Here is a 14,666-nt window from a genome sequence, read left to right on the forward strand (position 1 = left end):
GTTACAGATCTATCAACTGACAAACTGCCATCGGGAGCAAGCCCCCTCCCACCTTTTTGAACCGTGTTTATTTGAGGCTTTTTTCCAGCCAGGCGCTCAGGTCCTGCACCTCTGCCTCGCTGATGGTATGCGGCATGCCCGGATAGCCATGAAACTCCGGTTTGAGCCCCAACCCCGTCAGCACCTCATTCGCGCGAGTCGCCGAGGTGTAAGGCAGCGCCTGGTCCAAGGTGCCATGGCCGATGAAGATCGCCAGTTGCCGCAATGACTGATCCGGCTTCAACTCAGCCTTGAGCACCGGCAACACGCTGCCACTCAACGCCGCAATCCCACGCACCAGCGTAGGCTCACGCAGACCCACCTCGTAGGACATGATCGCGCCCTGGCTGAAGCCCACCAGAAACACCCGATCCGGCTGGGTGTGGTACTTGGCGGTGGCTTGGCCCACAAAGTCTTCGATTAGCCTGGCGCTGCGTTGCAGGTCGGCTGTCTCGCCGTCGTACTCGCCGTCGCCGGGCGTCTTGGTAAACCAACGATAGCCATGGGGCTCCACCGGCATTGGTGCGCGGGCCGACAGGTAGGTCCAGGTCGATGGCAGCGAATCCTTGATGCCGAACAGGTCCTCCTCGTTGCTGCCGAACCCATGCAGGAAGATCACCAGCGGTTGGTTGCGCGCATCGCCCTGGGTCTGTTCCAGGTAGGCCAGCGGCAAGTCGGTGTGCAGCGGGGCATCGGCCTGCGCCGCGCCGGCCACCAGCGTCAGCGCCAGGGCAAACAGTTTGAGCATGGGACGTTACCTCAGGGTTTGCGCAGCAAATAAGTGTCCATGATCCAGCCATTTTCCAGGCGCGCCGCCTTGCGCACCTGTTGGATTTGCTCAGCCACTTCACTGACTTTACCGCTGATGAGGATCTCGTCCGGTGTGCCCAGGTAGGCGCCCCAGTAAATATCCAGGTCTTGATCGGCCAGGCTACGGTAGGAATCTTCGGCGTCGAGCATCACCACCAGGGTATCGGCATCACTCGCCTGCCCCGCCGCCAAACGGCGCCCGGTGGTGATTTCCACGGACTTTCCGATGCGGTTCAACGCCACCTTGTGCTGGGCGGCCAGGGCCTGCACGCTGGTGATACCGGGGATCACCTCGAACTCGAAAGTACAGCGGCCACTGGCCAGGATCGCCTGCAGGATACGGATCGTGCTGTCGTACAGCGCCGGGTCGCCCCAGGCCAGGAACGCGCCCACTTCGCCGTCGGCCATTTCCTCGGTGATCATGCGCTCGAACGTCTGCTGCTTGTCGCGGTTGAGGTCCCGCACCGCCGTGGTGTAGTCAATATCGCCGCGTACGCGCTCGGGGCATTCGGCCTCGACGAAACGGTAGCCCGGCTCGGTGATGTAGGTTTCGCAGATCTCGCGGCGCAGGTCGATCAGCTTGTCTTTGCTCTGGCCCTTGTCCATCAGGAAAAACACGTCGGTGCGGTTCAGCGCCTTCACGGCCTGCATCGTGATGTAGTCAGGGTTGCCGGCGCCAATGCCGATGATCAGGATGCGTTTCATGGGTTGCTCTCATTGCGGGGCGTGAATTTTGCCATGTTCAGGCGCTCAGGCGTGAGTTTCCAGGCGCAGGCGCCATACGCTGTTGAAGCGCAGCTCGGTGACGGACAGCGGCTCGACGTCGATCCGGTAGAACATCGAGAGCGGAAACTGCATCACGTGGAGCATTGCGGCGCGGATGACAAACGGGTGAGTGATGGCCACGACATGGCCAGGTTGGCTTTCGAGGGCATGCAGCCACTGCCCAACCCGCGCGCAGACCTGGTCCACCGACTCGCCGCCATGGGGCGCGCTGGCGCTGTCGGTCAACCCGGCCTTCAATTCGTCGGGGTCCACCTGGCCGACGTGCTGGCCTTTCCAACGGCCAAAATCGGCATCACGCAGAGCGTCGACGACCACCGCATCACGGCCGAACAAGCCTGCCGTCTGCCGCGCTCGCGCCTCGGGCCCACAGAGCAGTCGCCGACGCTTTGCGTAGCGCCCGGCCAGGGACAACGCCGCGTGCTGCCAATCCATCGCCACCGATTCGTCATCGGCAAACCGGCCATGTTTCTGCAGCGGTGTCACGGCGTGGCAAATCAAGCTCAAACGGGTGGTCTGCATGGCAATTTCGCTCGAATTCAAAGCGCCGTCAGGGAAGACCGGCAGCACTGTCCGGGCATGTTACAACGAACACGCCCGTGGCAGTCGGCCCGCAACGCGTGCGGGCCGGATTCGAGCGTGAGCGGCGCTCACCGCCATCGGCGGCCAGCCCCCCCCATGCAGAGTTTGCAGTGCGCGTTAAGCCGCGTGGCGTTCCTTCTTCAAACTCTCCATGTCGATCACAAACCGGTACTTCACATCGCCCTTGAGCATCCGCTCATAGGCCTCGTTGATGCTCTGGATGTCGATCATTTCCACGTCCGAGACAATCCCGTGCTTGGCGCAGAAATCGAGCATGTCCTGGGTTTCCTGGATGCCGCCGATCAGCGAACCGGCCAGGCTGCGGCGCTTGAAGATCAGGCCGAATACCGCCGGCGACGGGTGCGGGCTGTCAGGGGCGCCGACCAGCGTCATGGTGCCGTCGCGCTTGAGCAGGTTGAGGAACACGTCCAGGTCATGCGGCGCTGCGACCGTGTTGAGGATGAAGTCCAGGCTGTTGGCGACCTTGGCCATTTCCTCCGGGTTCTTCGACACCACCACCTGGTCAGCGCCCAGGCGCAGGCCGTCTTCGCGCTTGTTCGGCGAGGTGGTGAACAGCGTGACATGCGCGCCCATGGCGTGGGCGATCTTCACCGCCATATGCCCTAGACCACCCAGGCCGACCACGCCGACCTTCTTGCCGGGGCCGACTTTCCAGTGGTGCAGCGGCGAATAGGTGGTGATGCCAGCGCACAGCAACGGCGCCACGGCAGCCAGGTTGGAAGCGTCGTGGGAGATGCGCAGCACGAACTTTTCCTTGACCACGATGCTGTCCGAGTAGCCGCCAAAGGTGTTTTCGCCGCCAAATACCGGGCCGTTGTAGGTGCCGGTAAACCCGTTCTCGCAGTATTGCTCCTCGCCCTCGGCGCAGGAGGCGCAGTGCTGGCAGCTGTCGACCATGCAACCGACACCGGCCAGGTCGCCGACCTTGAAGTTCTTGACGTTGCCACCCACTGCCGTCACGCGGCCGACGATTTCGTGGCCAGGCACCGAGGGGTAAAGCGTGTTATTCCACTCGTTGCGCGCAGTGTGCAGGTCGGAGTGGCAGACGCCGCAATATAGGATGTCAATCTGTACGTCGTCGGCCCCTGGCGCACGGCGCTCGAAGGTAAAGGGCTTGAGCGTGTCCTTGGCGTTCTGGGCGGCGTAGCTGTAAGTCTTGGCCATTTCGTTCACCTGTGTGATCTGACGGTAGAGGTCAGTGGACCAGCATAGACGCTGAACCGTTCAACCGAGCACACCCGTACAAGCCCTTCGTCCGGTTTGCCGCGATAGTCAGCTAGAGTCTTTTTGCCCCCTCACCCAGGAGTTTTCCATGAGCACTTTTGTTGCCAAAGACGGTACCCAGATCTACTTCAAGGATTGGGGCAGCGGCAAGCCCGTGCTGTTCAGCCACGGCTGGCCGCTGGATGCCGATATGTGGGAATACCAGATGGAATACCTGAGCAGCCGTGGCTACCGCACTATCGCGTTCGACCGCCGTGGTTTTGGCCGCTCGGACCAGCCATGGACCGGCAATGACTACAACACCTTTGCCGACGACATCGCGCAGCTGATCGAGCACCTGGACCTCAAGGACGTAACCCTGGTGGGCTTCTCCATGGGCGGCGGCGACGTGGCCCGCTACATCGCCCGCCATGGCAGCGCCCGCGTTGCCGGCCTGGTGTTGCTGGGTGCGGTCACGCCGCTGTTCGGCCAGAAAGCCGATTACCCACAAGGCGTGCCGACCCCGGTGTTCGACGGCATCAAGGAAGGCCTGCTCAAGGACCGTGCGCAGTTCATCTCGGACTTCAACACCCCGTTCTTCGGCATCAACAAGGGCCAGACCGTCTCCCAAGGCGTGTTGACCCAGACCCTGCAGATCGCGCTGCTCGCCTCGCTCAAGTCGACCGTGGATTGCGTCACTGCGTTCTCCGAAACCGACTTCCGCCCGGACATGGCCAAGATCGACGTACCGACCCTGGTGATCCACGGTGATGGCGACCAGATCGTACCGTTCGAGACCACCGGCAAAGTCGCCGCTGAAATGATCAAGGGCGCCGAACTCAAGGTCTACAAGGATGCGCCCCACGGTTTTGCGGCCACCCACACCCAGCAGTTGAACGAAGACCTGCTGGCGTTCCTGAGCCGCTGAACCCACTGCAACCCTCTCTCCTTGTTTGGCCGGGCTTGCCCGGCCTTTTTTTGCTCAGGACAAACGCCGGCTCAGCACCAGGCGACCCGGCCCGGCGATCAGCACACTGGTGAAGATGATCAACAGCAGCCAGCCGAACTGCCCTTCCAACACGCTCCACTGCGGGTGCACCACCAGCATCGCGATCAACAGCACCGCGAGGATCGGCAGGCACGCCAGGCGCACCAGCACCCCGGTAATAATCAGCAGCGGGCACAGCACTTCGGCAAAAATCGCCAGCAGCAGCGTCACGTGGGGCCCCAGGTGAAACGGGTCCTCGATCAGTGCGAGCTGTTCGCTGTAGTTGAGCAGCTTGGGCAAGCCATGCACCCAGAGCAGAAACAGCGCCCCGCTGACCCGCAGAAACAACAGCCCCAGATCCGGTTTTTGTAGTTCGTTCATAAGCGACCTGCACAGGTGGAAACCGCCGGCGTGTGCACGGCGGTAATGAGGGAAAGGCTTAATCGATCAGCGGCACGTGCGCCGCGCGTTTGTAGGGGCCGTACTCCACCGGCACCCACTGGAAGTGCTTGCCCTCGGCGGTGATATGCCCGATGCCGGGGAACGGCAAGTGCGCCGCCGTCACCCAGATCTTGCTGGCCGCGGCGGCGCTGAATACCGCTTCGCGGCTCTTGATCGCCTGTTGGCCATTGACGTCAAAGCCGATGGACACCTCTGGGTGCAAGAACTGCACGGCAAGGTTGTGCACCAGGTCCCCCATGAACAGGATGCTCTGGCCCTGGGAGTTGAAACGGTAGGTGGTGCTGCCCGGCGTATGCCCTGGCGCCTGCGCTGTTTCGACGCCGTCGACCGGCAGCTTGCCCGGCTCGAACGTCTTGAAGCGCCCGGCGGCGATGTAGGGCGCCGTCGAGTCCTGAGCGATCTTGAAAAAGCCTTTGGCGGCCTCCGGGGCCTTGGCCAGTGCCTGGGGGTCCAGCCAGTAATCGGCCTCGGCCTTGGCGGCGTAGACCGTGGCATTCGCGAAGAGCGCCTGATGCTGGCCATCCACCAGGCCGCACACATGGTCCAGGTGCAGGTGCGTCAGCAGGATGGTGTCGACCTGGGACGGCTCGTAGCCGGCGGCCTTCATATTGGTCGAGAGCTGGCCAGCGGTGGCGCCGATGCACTGGCCGGCGCCGGTGTCCACCAGGATCAGTTGCTTGCCGGTGTTGACCAGAAACGCGTTGAAGGCGGTCTGCACGCCCGGGGTTTCAATCGAACGCCGCGCCAGCAAGGCGCGGATCTGGCTTTGGGTCATGCCCTTGAGCAGCTTGGGCGACAGGTCGTTATAGCCGTCGAACAGCGCGGTGACTTCATAGTCGCCAACCGCCAGGCGGAAGTAGCCCGGCGCCTGGGTACCGAGTTGCGCAGGCGCGGCGGCCAACGAATGCCCGGCGGCCAATGCTATCGCCAGCCCCAGCGTACACAGCCATTTTCTTGTCATAACGTCACCCCTGAACATGCGTAAAGAGGTGGAGTGTGTACCCGCCGCGCCGCAGGAAATTGCAAGCCTGTGCTGACTACTCCCCGGTGCCGGCAAACCCGGCGACGATTTCGTCGATCACCACGCGCACCCGTGCGGTATGGCGCAGGTCGGCGTGGGTCACCAGCCACACGTCGTAGGGCAACGGCCGGGTACGCTCCGGCCATAGGCGCACCAGCCCATCGCGCTCGCCGGTGTACACCGGGATCTCGCCGATGCCGATGCCGGCGGCAATCGAGCGGCGCACCAGCAGACTCGAACTCAAGCTCGCCACAATCCGCCCGCGCCCCAGCGGTTCACTGACCAGGGTCATGTCCTTCTGCGCTTCCAGATAGGGCTGGTAGACCACCAGGTCGTGGCCTTCGAACAGGCTGCCGGGTTGCGGTAGGCCATGGCGGTCGATATACGCCTGGGCGGCGAACAACCCCACCGGCCAGCGGGCAATGCGCCGGGCGATCAGGTCGGGGTTGTCCGGGCGGGTGTTGCGCACGGCGATGTCGGTTTCGCGCTTGGCCAGGCTGAGGAACTGGGTGGACGCGTCCAGTTGTACACGTACATCGGGGTGTTGCGCGTGCAGGCGGGCAATCGCCGGGATCATGAAGTCGATGGCCAGGGAGTCGGTGGTGCTGACCCGTACGATGCCGGTCAGGCGCTCGTCGAGGCCCTGGATGCGGCGTTGCAGGTCGAGGGCCGAGCGCTCCATTTTCTCCACCGAGACCAACGCGGCTTCACCCACCGCCGTCAGTGCATAGCCCTCGGAGGTACGCAGGAACAAGGTTGCGCCGAGGGATTTTTCCAGGGCATTGACGCGTCGGCCGACGGTGGCCTGGTCAACCCCCAACACTCGCGCCGCGCCCCGTAGGGTGGACTCGCGGCACACCGCGAGAAACACCCGTGCGTCATCCCAATTCATCCTGCCTCCTTGTGATGCATTTTTGCATCAGCATGCCGTGTAATCGCTGCATTATTGCACCACAAAAGCTGGCTATGCTGGGCGCCAGAGAAAAATACCCTGGACCGCCATCATGCTCGACACCCACACCCATACCCCACCCCGCGCCGCGATCTGGCTGCCGATTTTCGCCGGCCTTTGCGCCAGCCTGGTCAGTATCGGCCTGGCGCGCTTTGCCTACACGCCGCTGATCCCGAGCCTGATCCAGGCCCACTGGTTTTCCGCCAGCAACGTGGTGTACCTCGGCGCCGCCAACCTGGTGGGCTACCTGATCGGCGCGCTGATCGGTCGGCCCTTCGCCCAGCGCACCTCAAACCAGACCGCCCTGCGCTTCATGATGGTGGCGGTAACCCTGGCGTTTTTCGCCTGTGGTTTCCCGCTGTCGGTGACATGGTTCCTCGGCTGGCGCCTGCTGTCGGGCATCGCCGGTGGCGCGATCATGGTGCTGGTGGCCGCGACCGTACTGCCCCACGTGCCGGTTGAACGCCGGGGCCTGGCCAGCGGCGCGATCTTCCTCGGCATCGGCCTGGGCATCGCCGCGTCGGGCACGCTGGTTCCGCCCTTGTTGAGCCTTGGCCTGCAGCAGACCTGGTTCGGCCTGGGCCTGTTGGCGGTCATCCTCACTGCCGCCAGCTGGTTCGCCTGGCCCACCAGCGCTGTGCATGAGGCTGCGGCGCCCTCGGGCCCTGCGGCGCCGACACCGCCTGGCGTGTACCTGTTGTTTGCCCAATACGCCTTTATGGCAGCGGGCCTGGTGCCAGCCATGGTGTTCCTGGTGGACTATGTGGCGCGTGGCCTGGGTGACGGCGCGCATGTCGGCGCGATGATCTGGGTGATGTATGGCCTGGGGGCGATTGTCGGCCCGGTCACTTATGGATTTCTGGCCGACAAGCTTGGCGCACGCTGGAGCATTCGCCTGGTGCTGGTGGTGCAAGCGATTGCCGTCGCTATGCTGCCGGTTGCCGGCTCGTTTACCGCACTCGCCGTATTGGCCGTGATCCTCGGTTCGTTCCCGCCGGGCATCGTGCCGCTGGCACTGGCGCGGGTGCATGAGTTGCTGCCCAACCATCACCAGCAACAGCTGGCGTGGAGCCGCGCCACGGTGTCCTTCGCTACGTTCCAGGCGCTGTCGGGCTTTGCCTACTCGGCCCTGTTCAACAGCAGCGGCGGCCAGCATGCGCTGTTGTTCGTGATCGCGGCGCTGGCAATTGTCATCGCGCTGTTGCTGGAGCTGAGTATGATCCTGCTGAACCGCCGCCCGCTCGCCACGGTCCCAACCCATACGCTCATCGCTGCAGGTAACTTCAAATGACGCTTCCCAAGGAAATGACCCTGATCGAAATCACCACCCCAGGGGGTCCGCAAGTGCTGCAACCACGCCGCGCCGACGTGCCGTTGGCCGGGCCGGGCGAGATCCTGATTCGCGTGCACGCCGCCGGGGTCAACCGTCCCGACGCCTTGCAACGCGCCGGCAAGTACCCCATGAAACCGGGCATGAGCCCGTATCCGGGGCTGGAAGTGGCCGGTGAAGTGGTGGCCCTGGGCGAGGGTGTGTCGCACTTCGCTCTGGGCGACAAGGTCTGCGCCCTGACCAATGGCGGCGGCTACGCGCAGTTCTGCAGCGTGCCGGCCGGCCAGGCCTTGCCGATACCCGAGGGCATGGGGTGGATTCAAGCCGCCGCCGTGCCGGAAACCTTCTTCACCGTGTGGGCCAACCTGTTCGGCCTGGGTGACGCGCACACTGGCCAGCGCGTGTTGATCCACGGCGGCACCAGTGGCATCGGCACGACCGCATTGATGCTGTGCCGCGAGTTCGGCATCCAGGCATTCGCCACCGCCGGCAGCGCCGACAAATGCGCCGCCATCGCTGAGCTGGGCGCCGAGCCGATCAATTACCGCGAGCAGGACTTTGCCGACGTCATCGCCCAACAGACTGATGGCCAGGGTGTGGATGTGATCCTCGACATCATGGGTGGCTCGTACCTCAACAACAACCTCAAGGCGCTGGCCATGGACGGCCACCTGGTGATGCTGGGTTTCCTCGGCGGCGCCAAGGCCAATGACGTCGACCTGCTGACCATCCTCGGCAAACGCGCGGTGATCACCGGCTCGCTGCTGCGCGCGCGTACACAGGATGAAAAGGCCGCGATTGCCGAACAGCTACGCGAGTATATCTGGCCGGTGCTGGCCGCTGGGCGTTGCCTGCCGATCATCGACAAAGTGTACGAATACACCGACGCCGCCCAGGCGCATGCACGCATGGAAGGCGGGGATCATATCGGCAAGATTGTATTGCGCGTGGAGTAACCAGGCACCGCGCGCCCGCTTGTGTGACAAGCGGGCGCCTGTGGCGAACAGGCTTCTATGACAAGCAGGCTTCTGTGGCAAACAGGCTTCTATGATAAGCAAGCTTCTGTGACAAGCCCGCTCGCCACACAAGCCCGCTCGCCACAAGAACCCCGCTCGGCTTAAAACAGGCGGTCAGGCTTCAGTGATTATTCGCTATACACGGGATAGTCGGTGTACCCCTCCTCACCCACGCCATACATCCCCTGTACCCGCAGAGGGTTCAGCGGCCAGCGTAGATGATTCGCCCACTGAACGTGTTACGCATCGCGCGACGGAAGGTGTCCGGCCCTTGATCGCTTCTCGGCAAGATTGAATCGCGAGTGGAATAACCGGCCATGGCAAGCCCGCTTGTTATGGCAAGCCCGCTCGCCACAGAAGCCCGCTCGCCACAAGAACCCCGCGTGGCTTAAAACAGGCGGTCAGGCTTCAGTGATTATTCGCTATACACGGGATAGTCGGTGTACCCCTCCTCACCCCCGCCATACATCCCTTCTACCCGCAGCGGGTTCAGCGGCCAGCCGTTGAAGATCCGCTGTGGCAGGTCCGGGTTGGCAATGAACGGTCGCCCGAACGCAATCAGGTCCGCCAGCCCGGCGTCCACCCACTTGGCGCCGCGCTCGGCGGTGTAGCGGCCCGCGTAGATGATTCGCCCACTGAACGTGTCACGCACCGCGCGGCGGAAGGTTTCGGGCAGGTCGGGCGCGTTGTCCCAGTCGGCTTCGGCGATGGACACATAGGCGATGCCCGATTCCTCCAGCACCTTGATCGCCTCGATGTAGGTGTGGTGCGGGTCGTCTTCCACCAGGCCGATGTACACGCGGTCCTGATCGGTGCCACTGAACAATGGCGAAAACCGCACGCCCACCCGCTCCGGGCCCACCACTTTGCAGACGGCTTCGACAACCTCGCGTAGAAAACGCAGGCGATTGTGCAGCGAGCCACCGTACTCATCCTCACGCTGGTTGGCGTGGGCCGAGATGAATTGATTGACCAGGTAACCATTGGCTGAGTGGATTTCCACCCCGTCAAACCCGGCATCCAGTGCATTGCGCGCGGCCTGGGCGTACAGCCCGACCAACTCTTCGATCTCCAGCACACTCAGGGCGCGAGGCACCGGCGGTTGCACCAACTCGCCAGCACCCGGGCCGGTGGAGATAAACGCCTTGGCCTGCTCGGCCGCTATGGCCGACGGCGCCACCGGTGCGGCGCCCTCAGGCTGCAAGGCGTTATGAGACACACGCCCCACGTGCCACAACTGGGCAAAGATTACCCCGCCTTCGGCGTGCACGGCGTCGGTGACTGTGCGCCAGCCGTCGATCTGCGCCGGGCTGTAGATGCCCGGGGTCCAGGCATACCCCTGGCCACGGGGCTCGATCTGCGTGCCTTCGCTGACCATGAAGCCGGCACTTGCGCGCTGGCGGTAATACTCGGCCATCAAGTCGGTGGCGATATCACCCGGCTGGGCGCTGCGTTGACGGGTCAAGGGCGGCAGCACAATGCGGTTGTTCAGCGTGTGGTGACCCAGTTTTACCGGGGTACTCAATACACGGTCAGTCATGCGGGAAACTCCAAATTCAGGACGAGCAAAAGCATTGGCGACTCATGCGAGTCGCCAACGGGTAACGCGGTTGATCAGGTTAAGCGGTGAGTTTCAACAAGGCCTTGGCGACATCACTGGAGCTGCCAGGGTTCTGCCCGGTGACCAGCAGCCCATCGACAATCACAAACGATTGCCAGTCGGCGCCCTTCTCGTACGTGCCGCCCAATGTCTTGAATTCATCTTCAATCAGGAACGGCACCACCTCGGTCAACTCCACTGCGGCCTCTTCGGAGTTGGAGAAGCCGGTCACGCGGCGGCCCTTGATCAACGGGTCACCGTTGACCGCCTTGACATGGCGCAAGGCGCCCGGTGCATGGCAGACAAAGCCGATCGGCTTGCCGGCTCGCTCGAAGGCCTCGATCAGCGCGATGGACGTTGGCGATTCCGCCAGGTCCCACAGCGGGCCGTGGCCACCTGGATAGAACACGGTGTCGAAATCATCGGCGTTGACCGTGTCCAGCTTCACCGTGCTGGCCAGGGCCTGCTGCGCGGCAGGGTCGGCGGCAAAACGGTGGGTCTGTTCGGTCTGGAAGTCCGGCAGGTCGCTGACCGGGTCCAGCGGCGGCTGGCCGCCCGCCGGGGAGGCCAGCACCACGTCGGCGCCGGCGTCCTTGAAGGCGTAATAGGGTGCAGCAAATTCTTCGAGCCAGAAGCCGGTCTTGCGGCCGGTGTCGCCAAGCTGGTCGTGAGAGGTGAGTACCATTAATACTTTCATTTTCCAGTGCCTCGATCGGTGTGATTGTCAGGGTGTTCAGGGCAACCCAACAGCTGTCGGGTCAGTAGCAACGCCTCGTCGAAAGGCGCGGCTGTTCGGGTGATCTTGCTCATGACGCTGGTCCCCAGCCACAACGCGTACAGCTGATGGGCGAGGTCGTGCGGGCGGTGTTGCAACCACAACGAGCCCTCTTCAACACCGCGCTGCAGGGCCACGCCGAGCAGTTCGATGGTGCGCGAGGTGCCGCGCTGCAGCGCCAGGCGCATGGGTTCTGAAAGGTCAGACACCTCCGCACCGAGTTTGACGGCAAGGCATTTGCCCGCGTCGGTGCAGCCGGTCTGGTTGTCGATCCAGCCGTCCCAATAGCGCAGCAACTTGGCGCAGTGCGACAGACCAGGCTGGTTGAACAGCTGCTCCATGCCCTGCACATAGTTGTCGAAGTAGGTGTCGAGCAACACGACACCGAACGCATCCTTGGAGCTGAAGTAGTGATAGAACGAACCCTTGGGCACATCGGCGGCTTGAAGGATTTCGTTCAGGCCCACCGCAGAAAACCCTTTGGCGCCGACCAGAGGTCGCGCACTGTCAAGAATGGTCTGTCGTGCACTTTTGGTTTCACTGCTCATGCTTCACTCCGTCCGATTAGACCAGTCGTCTAGTTCGTTGGGTGAATGTTAGGAGCCAGGCCGGGCGCGCACAATGTCATATCCGCAAGGATTCCGGACACGGCGCAAAGTCAGTTGCCGTTTTCCCGGCAGCCGTCGACAATCCCCCCTCCTACGCCTCTGGAGAAATGCGATGCACAGCGTTGCGCTGATGGTTTACCCGAACTTCCAATCCCTGAGCCTCAGCCTGGGTTCGGTATTCGAGTGCGCCAACCTGCTGCGCGGTGAGCCGGCCTACGCGTTTCACCTGGTGTCGGAGAGTGGCGGCGCGGTGATGACCTCACAGGGCTTTTCGGTCAACACCACGCCGATCCGCGCCGAGGGCTATGACACCTTGATTGTCAGCGGCTACCTGGAATTTCGCCTGCCCGAGGCCAACCTGCTGGAAATGGTCAAGGCCGCGTCCACCCAATCACGTCGGATTGCCTCGCTGTGCATGGGCATTTTCGTGCTCGCCGAGGCCGGCCTGCTGGACGGCAAGCGCGCCACTACCCACTGGATTCACGCGCCGGCGTTCCATAAACGCTACCCGCATATCCGCCTGGAAGAAGACAAACTGTTTGTGGTGGATGGCCAGGTCTGGACGGGCGCCGGCATGAGTGCCGGGGTCGACCTGGCGCTGGCCATGGTCGAGAACGACCTGGGCAGCGACCTCGCCCGGCGCATTGCGCGCAAGCTGGTGATTGCGCAACGCCGTGGCAGCGAGCAATCGCAGCTGTCTGCCCTGCTGGAGCTGGACCCCAAGTCCGACCGCGTGCAATTGGCCCTGGCCTACGCCCGCGAGAACCTGACCCACGACCTGTCCGTGGACGCCCTGGCGGATGTCGCCCGGCTCAGCCCACGCCAGTTCAGCCGCGTGTTCCGCGAAGAAACCGGGCAAACCCCGGCCAAGGCCATCGAAGCATTGAGGGTGGAAGCCGCGCGGGCCATGATGGAAACCAGCCGCCACCCGGTGGAAGTGGTGGCCCGCGAGACCGGCTTCGGTGATCGCGAGCGCTTGCGCCAGGCATTTCTACGCGCGTTCGGGCAACCGCCCCAGGCGATGCAGCAGGCGTTTAATGCAGCGCCGCACGCGTGATCAGGTAACTCACCAACTGCGGCTCATCCGCCAGCTCGATCGCCTGCACCGGGCGCGGCAGGTAGTCCAGCACCGTGCGCCAGAACGCTTGGGAGACTTCGTCCTGGTCATAGAAACGCACCAGCCAATCGGCCTCGCCACTGCACAACACCTGGGTGGCGATGGCGCGGCCGATGCCTTTGCGGCGATAGCGCTTGAGGATAAACAGGTCGGCCAGCTCCAGGGCGTTGATGCCCGGTAACTCGCTGCTTTCGATCAGCAGGAAGCCGGCGATATAACCCTCTACCAGCAACAGGTTGGCGCTCCATTGCGGGTCTTGCCAGTAGCGGGCCAGGTGCTCGTCGTGGATGTAGAAACGGCCGTCCGCCTCGACATCTTCCTGTTCCCAGTCCGAGGACTCGTAAGCGTAGTACTGGTAGAGATTGCGGATCAGCTCGGCGTCTTGGGGGCCGGTCTGGATCAATTCGACGGTGGTTTCGGACATGGGGCTCTCGGTGAAATAACGCAGGGCGCCATTGTTCACAAAAGTGCCGGCCAAGCCAATGGAGGCGCGAACCTTTCTGTTGGCTGAAACGATTGACCCCACACCACGTGGCGGATCAGTGCTGACACGCCTGCCACACGTCGCGAATCAACGCCTGCATCGTTAACGCTTCGGCCCAGCGATCACTGATCTCGCGGCCATCGGCGCCGGTGATGGCATAGGGTGGCGGGCCCAGTTCGCACGTGAACGACAGGCTTTGCGTGGCGTCGGCGCGGCGCATCCAGTCCTCGATCCCGTAACGCCACCAGCCCATAAACCGCGCCAGCCAGGCCTGGTGCTGGGGAAATTGCAGGCTGACCTGCACCTGCTCGCTGGTGGCTACACGGCCATGAAAACCCCAGCTGTGGCGCAGGATCGTACGGATCTGTTCATCGTCCTGCGCAGCGCCAGGTTCAGGCAGCTCGCGCCCGACCACGTAGTGGGACAAGTCGGCGAGCAGTTTCAGATCGGGCAGCTGCGCCAGCAGATCGAGGGTGAACAACAGGTCGCTGGTGAGGCGATAGCGGTGGGTTTCCAGCAGGATCGGGAAGTCCACCTGCTCGGCCAGACGTTGCCAGCCTTCGACCAGCCTGACCGCCTCGGCCAGGGTGCGCGGGCGCACGTCGGCTTGCAGGGTCAGGTGGTGGCAGCCATGGCGGCTGATCACATCCAGCGCCGCCGCCAGATCGTCCACCGTCTGCGGGAACAACTGGCCCTCGATCTGCAGGCCACGGGCATGGGCGGCGGCGTGCAGGCGCGGCACATCCGCAGGTTTCCAGTAATGGTCGGTAACGCCGTCGAAGCCGGCGGCAGCGATGCGCTCAAGGTGCGCTTCAAGAGAGCCGGGTTCGGTTTGCATGGCCCATAGGGATTGGAACACCAGGAATTGGCGCATA

At 63.4% G+C, this 14,666-nt stretch carries 16 protein-coding genes; 4 read left to right on the forward strand and 12 right to left on the reverse strand.

Annotated elements, in window-relative coordinates:
• Positions 1-67: 67 nt before the first annotated feature.
• The 4 genes from GIW02_RS00520 to GIW02_RS00535 all read right to left on the reverse strand — a co-directional run bounded on the left by GIW02_RS00520 (position 68) and on the right by GIW02_RS00535 (position 3,399).
• The gene (locus GIW02_RS00520) at positions 68-787 is read right to left on the reverse strand and encodes an alpha/beta fold hydrolase (protein ID WP_236411786.1); all 720 of its coding nucleotides are present in this window, start codon (positions 785-787) and stop codon (positions 68-70) included.
• An 11-nt stretch (positions 788-798) separates the two neighbouring features.
• On the reverse strand, positions 799-1,554 hold the full coding sequence (gene cobF / locus GIW02_RS00525) for a precorrin-6A synthase (deacetylating) (protein ID WP_236411787.1): 756 nt from the start codon (positions 1,552-1,554) through the stop codon (positions 799-801).
• 45 nt (positions 1,555-1,599) lie between these two features.
• Positions 1,600-2,154 carry a histidine phosphatase family protein gene (locus tag GIW02_RS00530; protein ID WP_236411788.1) on the reverse strand — a complete coding sequence of 185 codons (555 nt, stop codon included), beginning with the start codon at positions 2,152-2,154 and terminating at the stop codon, positions 1,600-1,602.
• A gap of 177 nt (positions 2,155-2,331) precedes the next feature.
• Positions 2,332-3,399: an NAD(P)-dependent alcohol dehydrogenase gene (locus tag GIW02_RS00535; RefSeq protein ID WP_236411789.1), complete on the reverse strand. Its 1,068-nt coding sequence runs from the start codon at positions 3,397-3,399 to the stop codon at positions 2,332-2,334.
• Between the two features lie 148 nt (positions 3,400-3,547).
• Between GIW02_RS00535 and GIW02_RS00540 the strand changes: the two genes are divergently transcribed.
• On the forward strand, positions 3,548-4,366 hold the full coding sequence (locus GIW02_RS00540; protein ID WP_236411790.1) for an alpha/beta fold hydrolase: 819 nt from the start codon (positions 3,548-3,550) through the stop codon (positions 4,364-4,366).
• Between the two features lie 54 nt (positions 4,367-4,420).
• Here the strand turns inward: GIW02_RS00540 and GIW02_RS00545 are convergent, their stop codons facing one another.
• The 3 genes from GIW02_RS00545 to GIW02_RS00555 all read right to left on the reverse strand — a co-directional run bounded on the left by GIW02_RS00545 (position 4,421) and on the right by GIW02_RS00555 (position 6,801).
• On the reverse strand, positions 4,421-4,807 hold the full coding sequence (locus tag GIW02_RS00545) for a DoxX family protein (RefSeq protein ID WP_236411791.1): 387 nt from the start codon (positions 4,805-4,807) through the stop codon (positions 4,421-4,423).
• Between the two features lie 58 nt (positions 4,808-4,865).
• Positions 4,866-5,849 carry an MBL fold metallo-hydrolase gene (locus tag GIW02_RS00550; RefSeq protein ID WP_236411792.1) on the reverse strand — a complete coding sequence of 328 codons (984 nt, stop codon included), beginning with the start codon at positions 5,847-5,849 and terminating at the stop codon, positions 4,866-4,868.
• Between the two features lie 76 nt (positions 5,850-5,925).
• Positions 5,926-6,801, reverse strand: coding sequence for a LysR family transcriptional regulator (locus tag GIW02_RS00555; RefSeq protein WP_236411793.1), 876 nt, complete (start codon positions 6,799-6,801; stop codon positions 5,926-5,928).
• Positions 6,802-6,913: 112 nt separating this feature from the next.
• Here GIW02_RS00555 and GIW02_RS00560 point away from each other — a divergent pair, with 112 nt between their 5' ends.
• Both GIW02_RS00560 and GIW02_RS00565 read left to right on the forward strand, forming a co-directional pair.
• Positions 6,914-8,152, forward strand: a complete 1,239-nt coding sequence (locus tag GIW02_RS00560) for a YbfB/YjiJ family MFS transporter (protein WP_236421748.1) — start codon at positions 6,914-6,916, stop codon at positions 8,150-8,152.
• A complete protein-coding gene (locus GIW02_RS00565) occupies positions 8,149-9,147 on the forward strand; it encodes an NAD(P)H-quinone oxidoreductase (RefSeq protein WP_236419915.1) in 999 nt (332 codons plus the stop codon). Before GIW02_RS00560 ends, GIW02_RS00565 begins: the two co-directional genes overlap by 4 nt.
• 475 nt (positions 9,148-9,622) lie before the next feature.
• Here GIW02_RS00565 and GIW02_RS00575 read toward each other — a convergent pair whose 3' ends face one another.
• From GIW02_RS00575 to GIW02_RS00585, 3 genes are all read right to left on the reverse strand, one after another.
• The gene (locus GIW02_RS00575; RefSeq protein ID WP_236411719.1) at positions 9,623-10,747 is read right to left on the reverse strand and encodes an alkene reductase; all 1,125 of its coding nucleotides are present in this window, start codon (positions 10,745-10,747) and stop codon (positions 9,623-9,625) included.
• Between the two features lie 79 nt (positions 10,748-10,826).
• Positions 10,827-11,504, reverse strand: coding sequence for a type 1 glutamine amidotransferase domain-containing protein (locus GIW02_RS00580; protein ID WP_236411718.1), 678 nt, complete (start codon positions 11,502-11,504; stop codon positions 10,827-10,829).
• Positions 11,501-12,130: a TetR/AcrR family transcriptional regulator gene (locus GIW02_RS00585; RefSeq protein ID WP_236411717.1), complete on the reverse strand. Its 630-nt coding sequence runs from the start codon at positions 12,128-12,130 to the stop codon at positions 11,501-11,503. The genes GIW02_RS00580 and GIW02_RS00585 overlap by 4 nt, the downstream gene beginning before the upstream one ends.
• 172 nt (positions 12,131-12,302) lie before the next feature.
• On the opposite strand from GIW02_RS00585, the gene GIW02_RS00590 reads away from it, so the two are divergent.
• Positions 12,303-13,247, forward strand: coding sequence for a GlxA family transcriptional regulator (locus GIW02_RS00590; protein WP_236411716.1), 945 nt, complete (start codon positions 12,303-12,305; stop codon positions 13,245-13,247).
• On the opposite strand, the gene GIW02_RS00595 is transcribed toward GIW02_RS00590, so the two are convergent.
• On the reverse strand, positions 13,225-13,731 hold the full coding sequence (locus tag GIW02_RS00595) for a GNAT family N-acetyltransferase (RefSeq protein ID WP_236411715.1): 507 nt from the start codon (positions 13,729-13,731) through the stop codon (positions 13,225-13,227). The two genes, GIW02_RS00590 and GIW02_RS00595, sit on opposite strands and share 23 nt — an antisense overlap.
• Positions 13,732-13,846: 115 nt before the next feature.
• A complete protein-coding gene (locus GIW02_RS00600; RefSeq protein WP_236411714.1) occupies positions 13,847-14,665 on the reverse strand; it encodes a sugar phosphate isomerase/epimerase in 819 nt (272 codons plus the stop codon).
• Position 14,666 lies beyond the last annotated feature (1 nt).

Source organism: Pseudomonas syringae, from assembly GCF_021606685.1.
Classification (GTDB): Bacteria; Pseudomonadota; Gammaproteobacteria; order Pseudomonadales; family Pseudomonadaceae; genus Aquipseudomonas; species Aquipseudomonas syringae_R.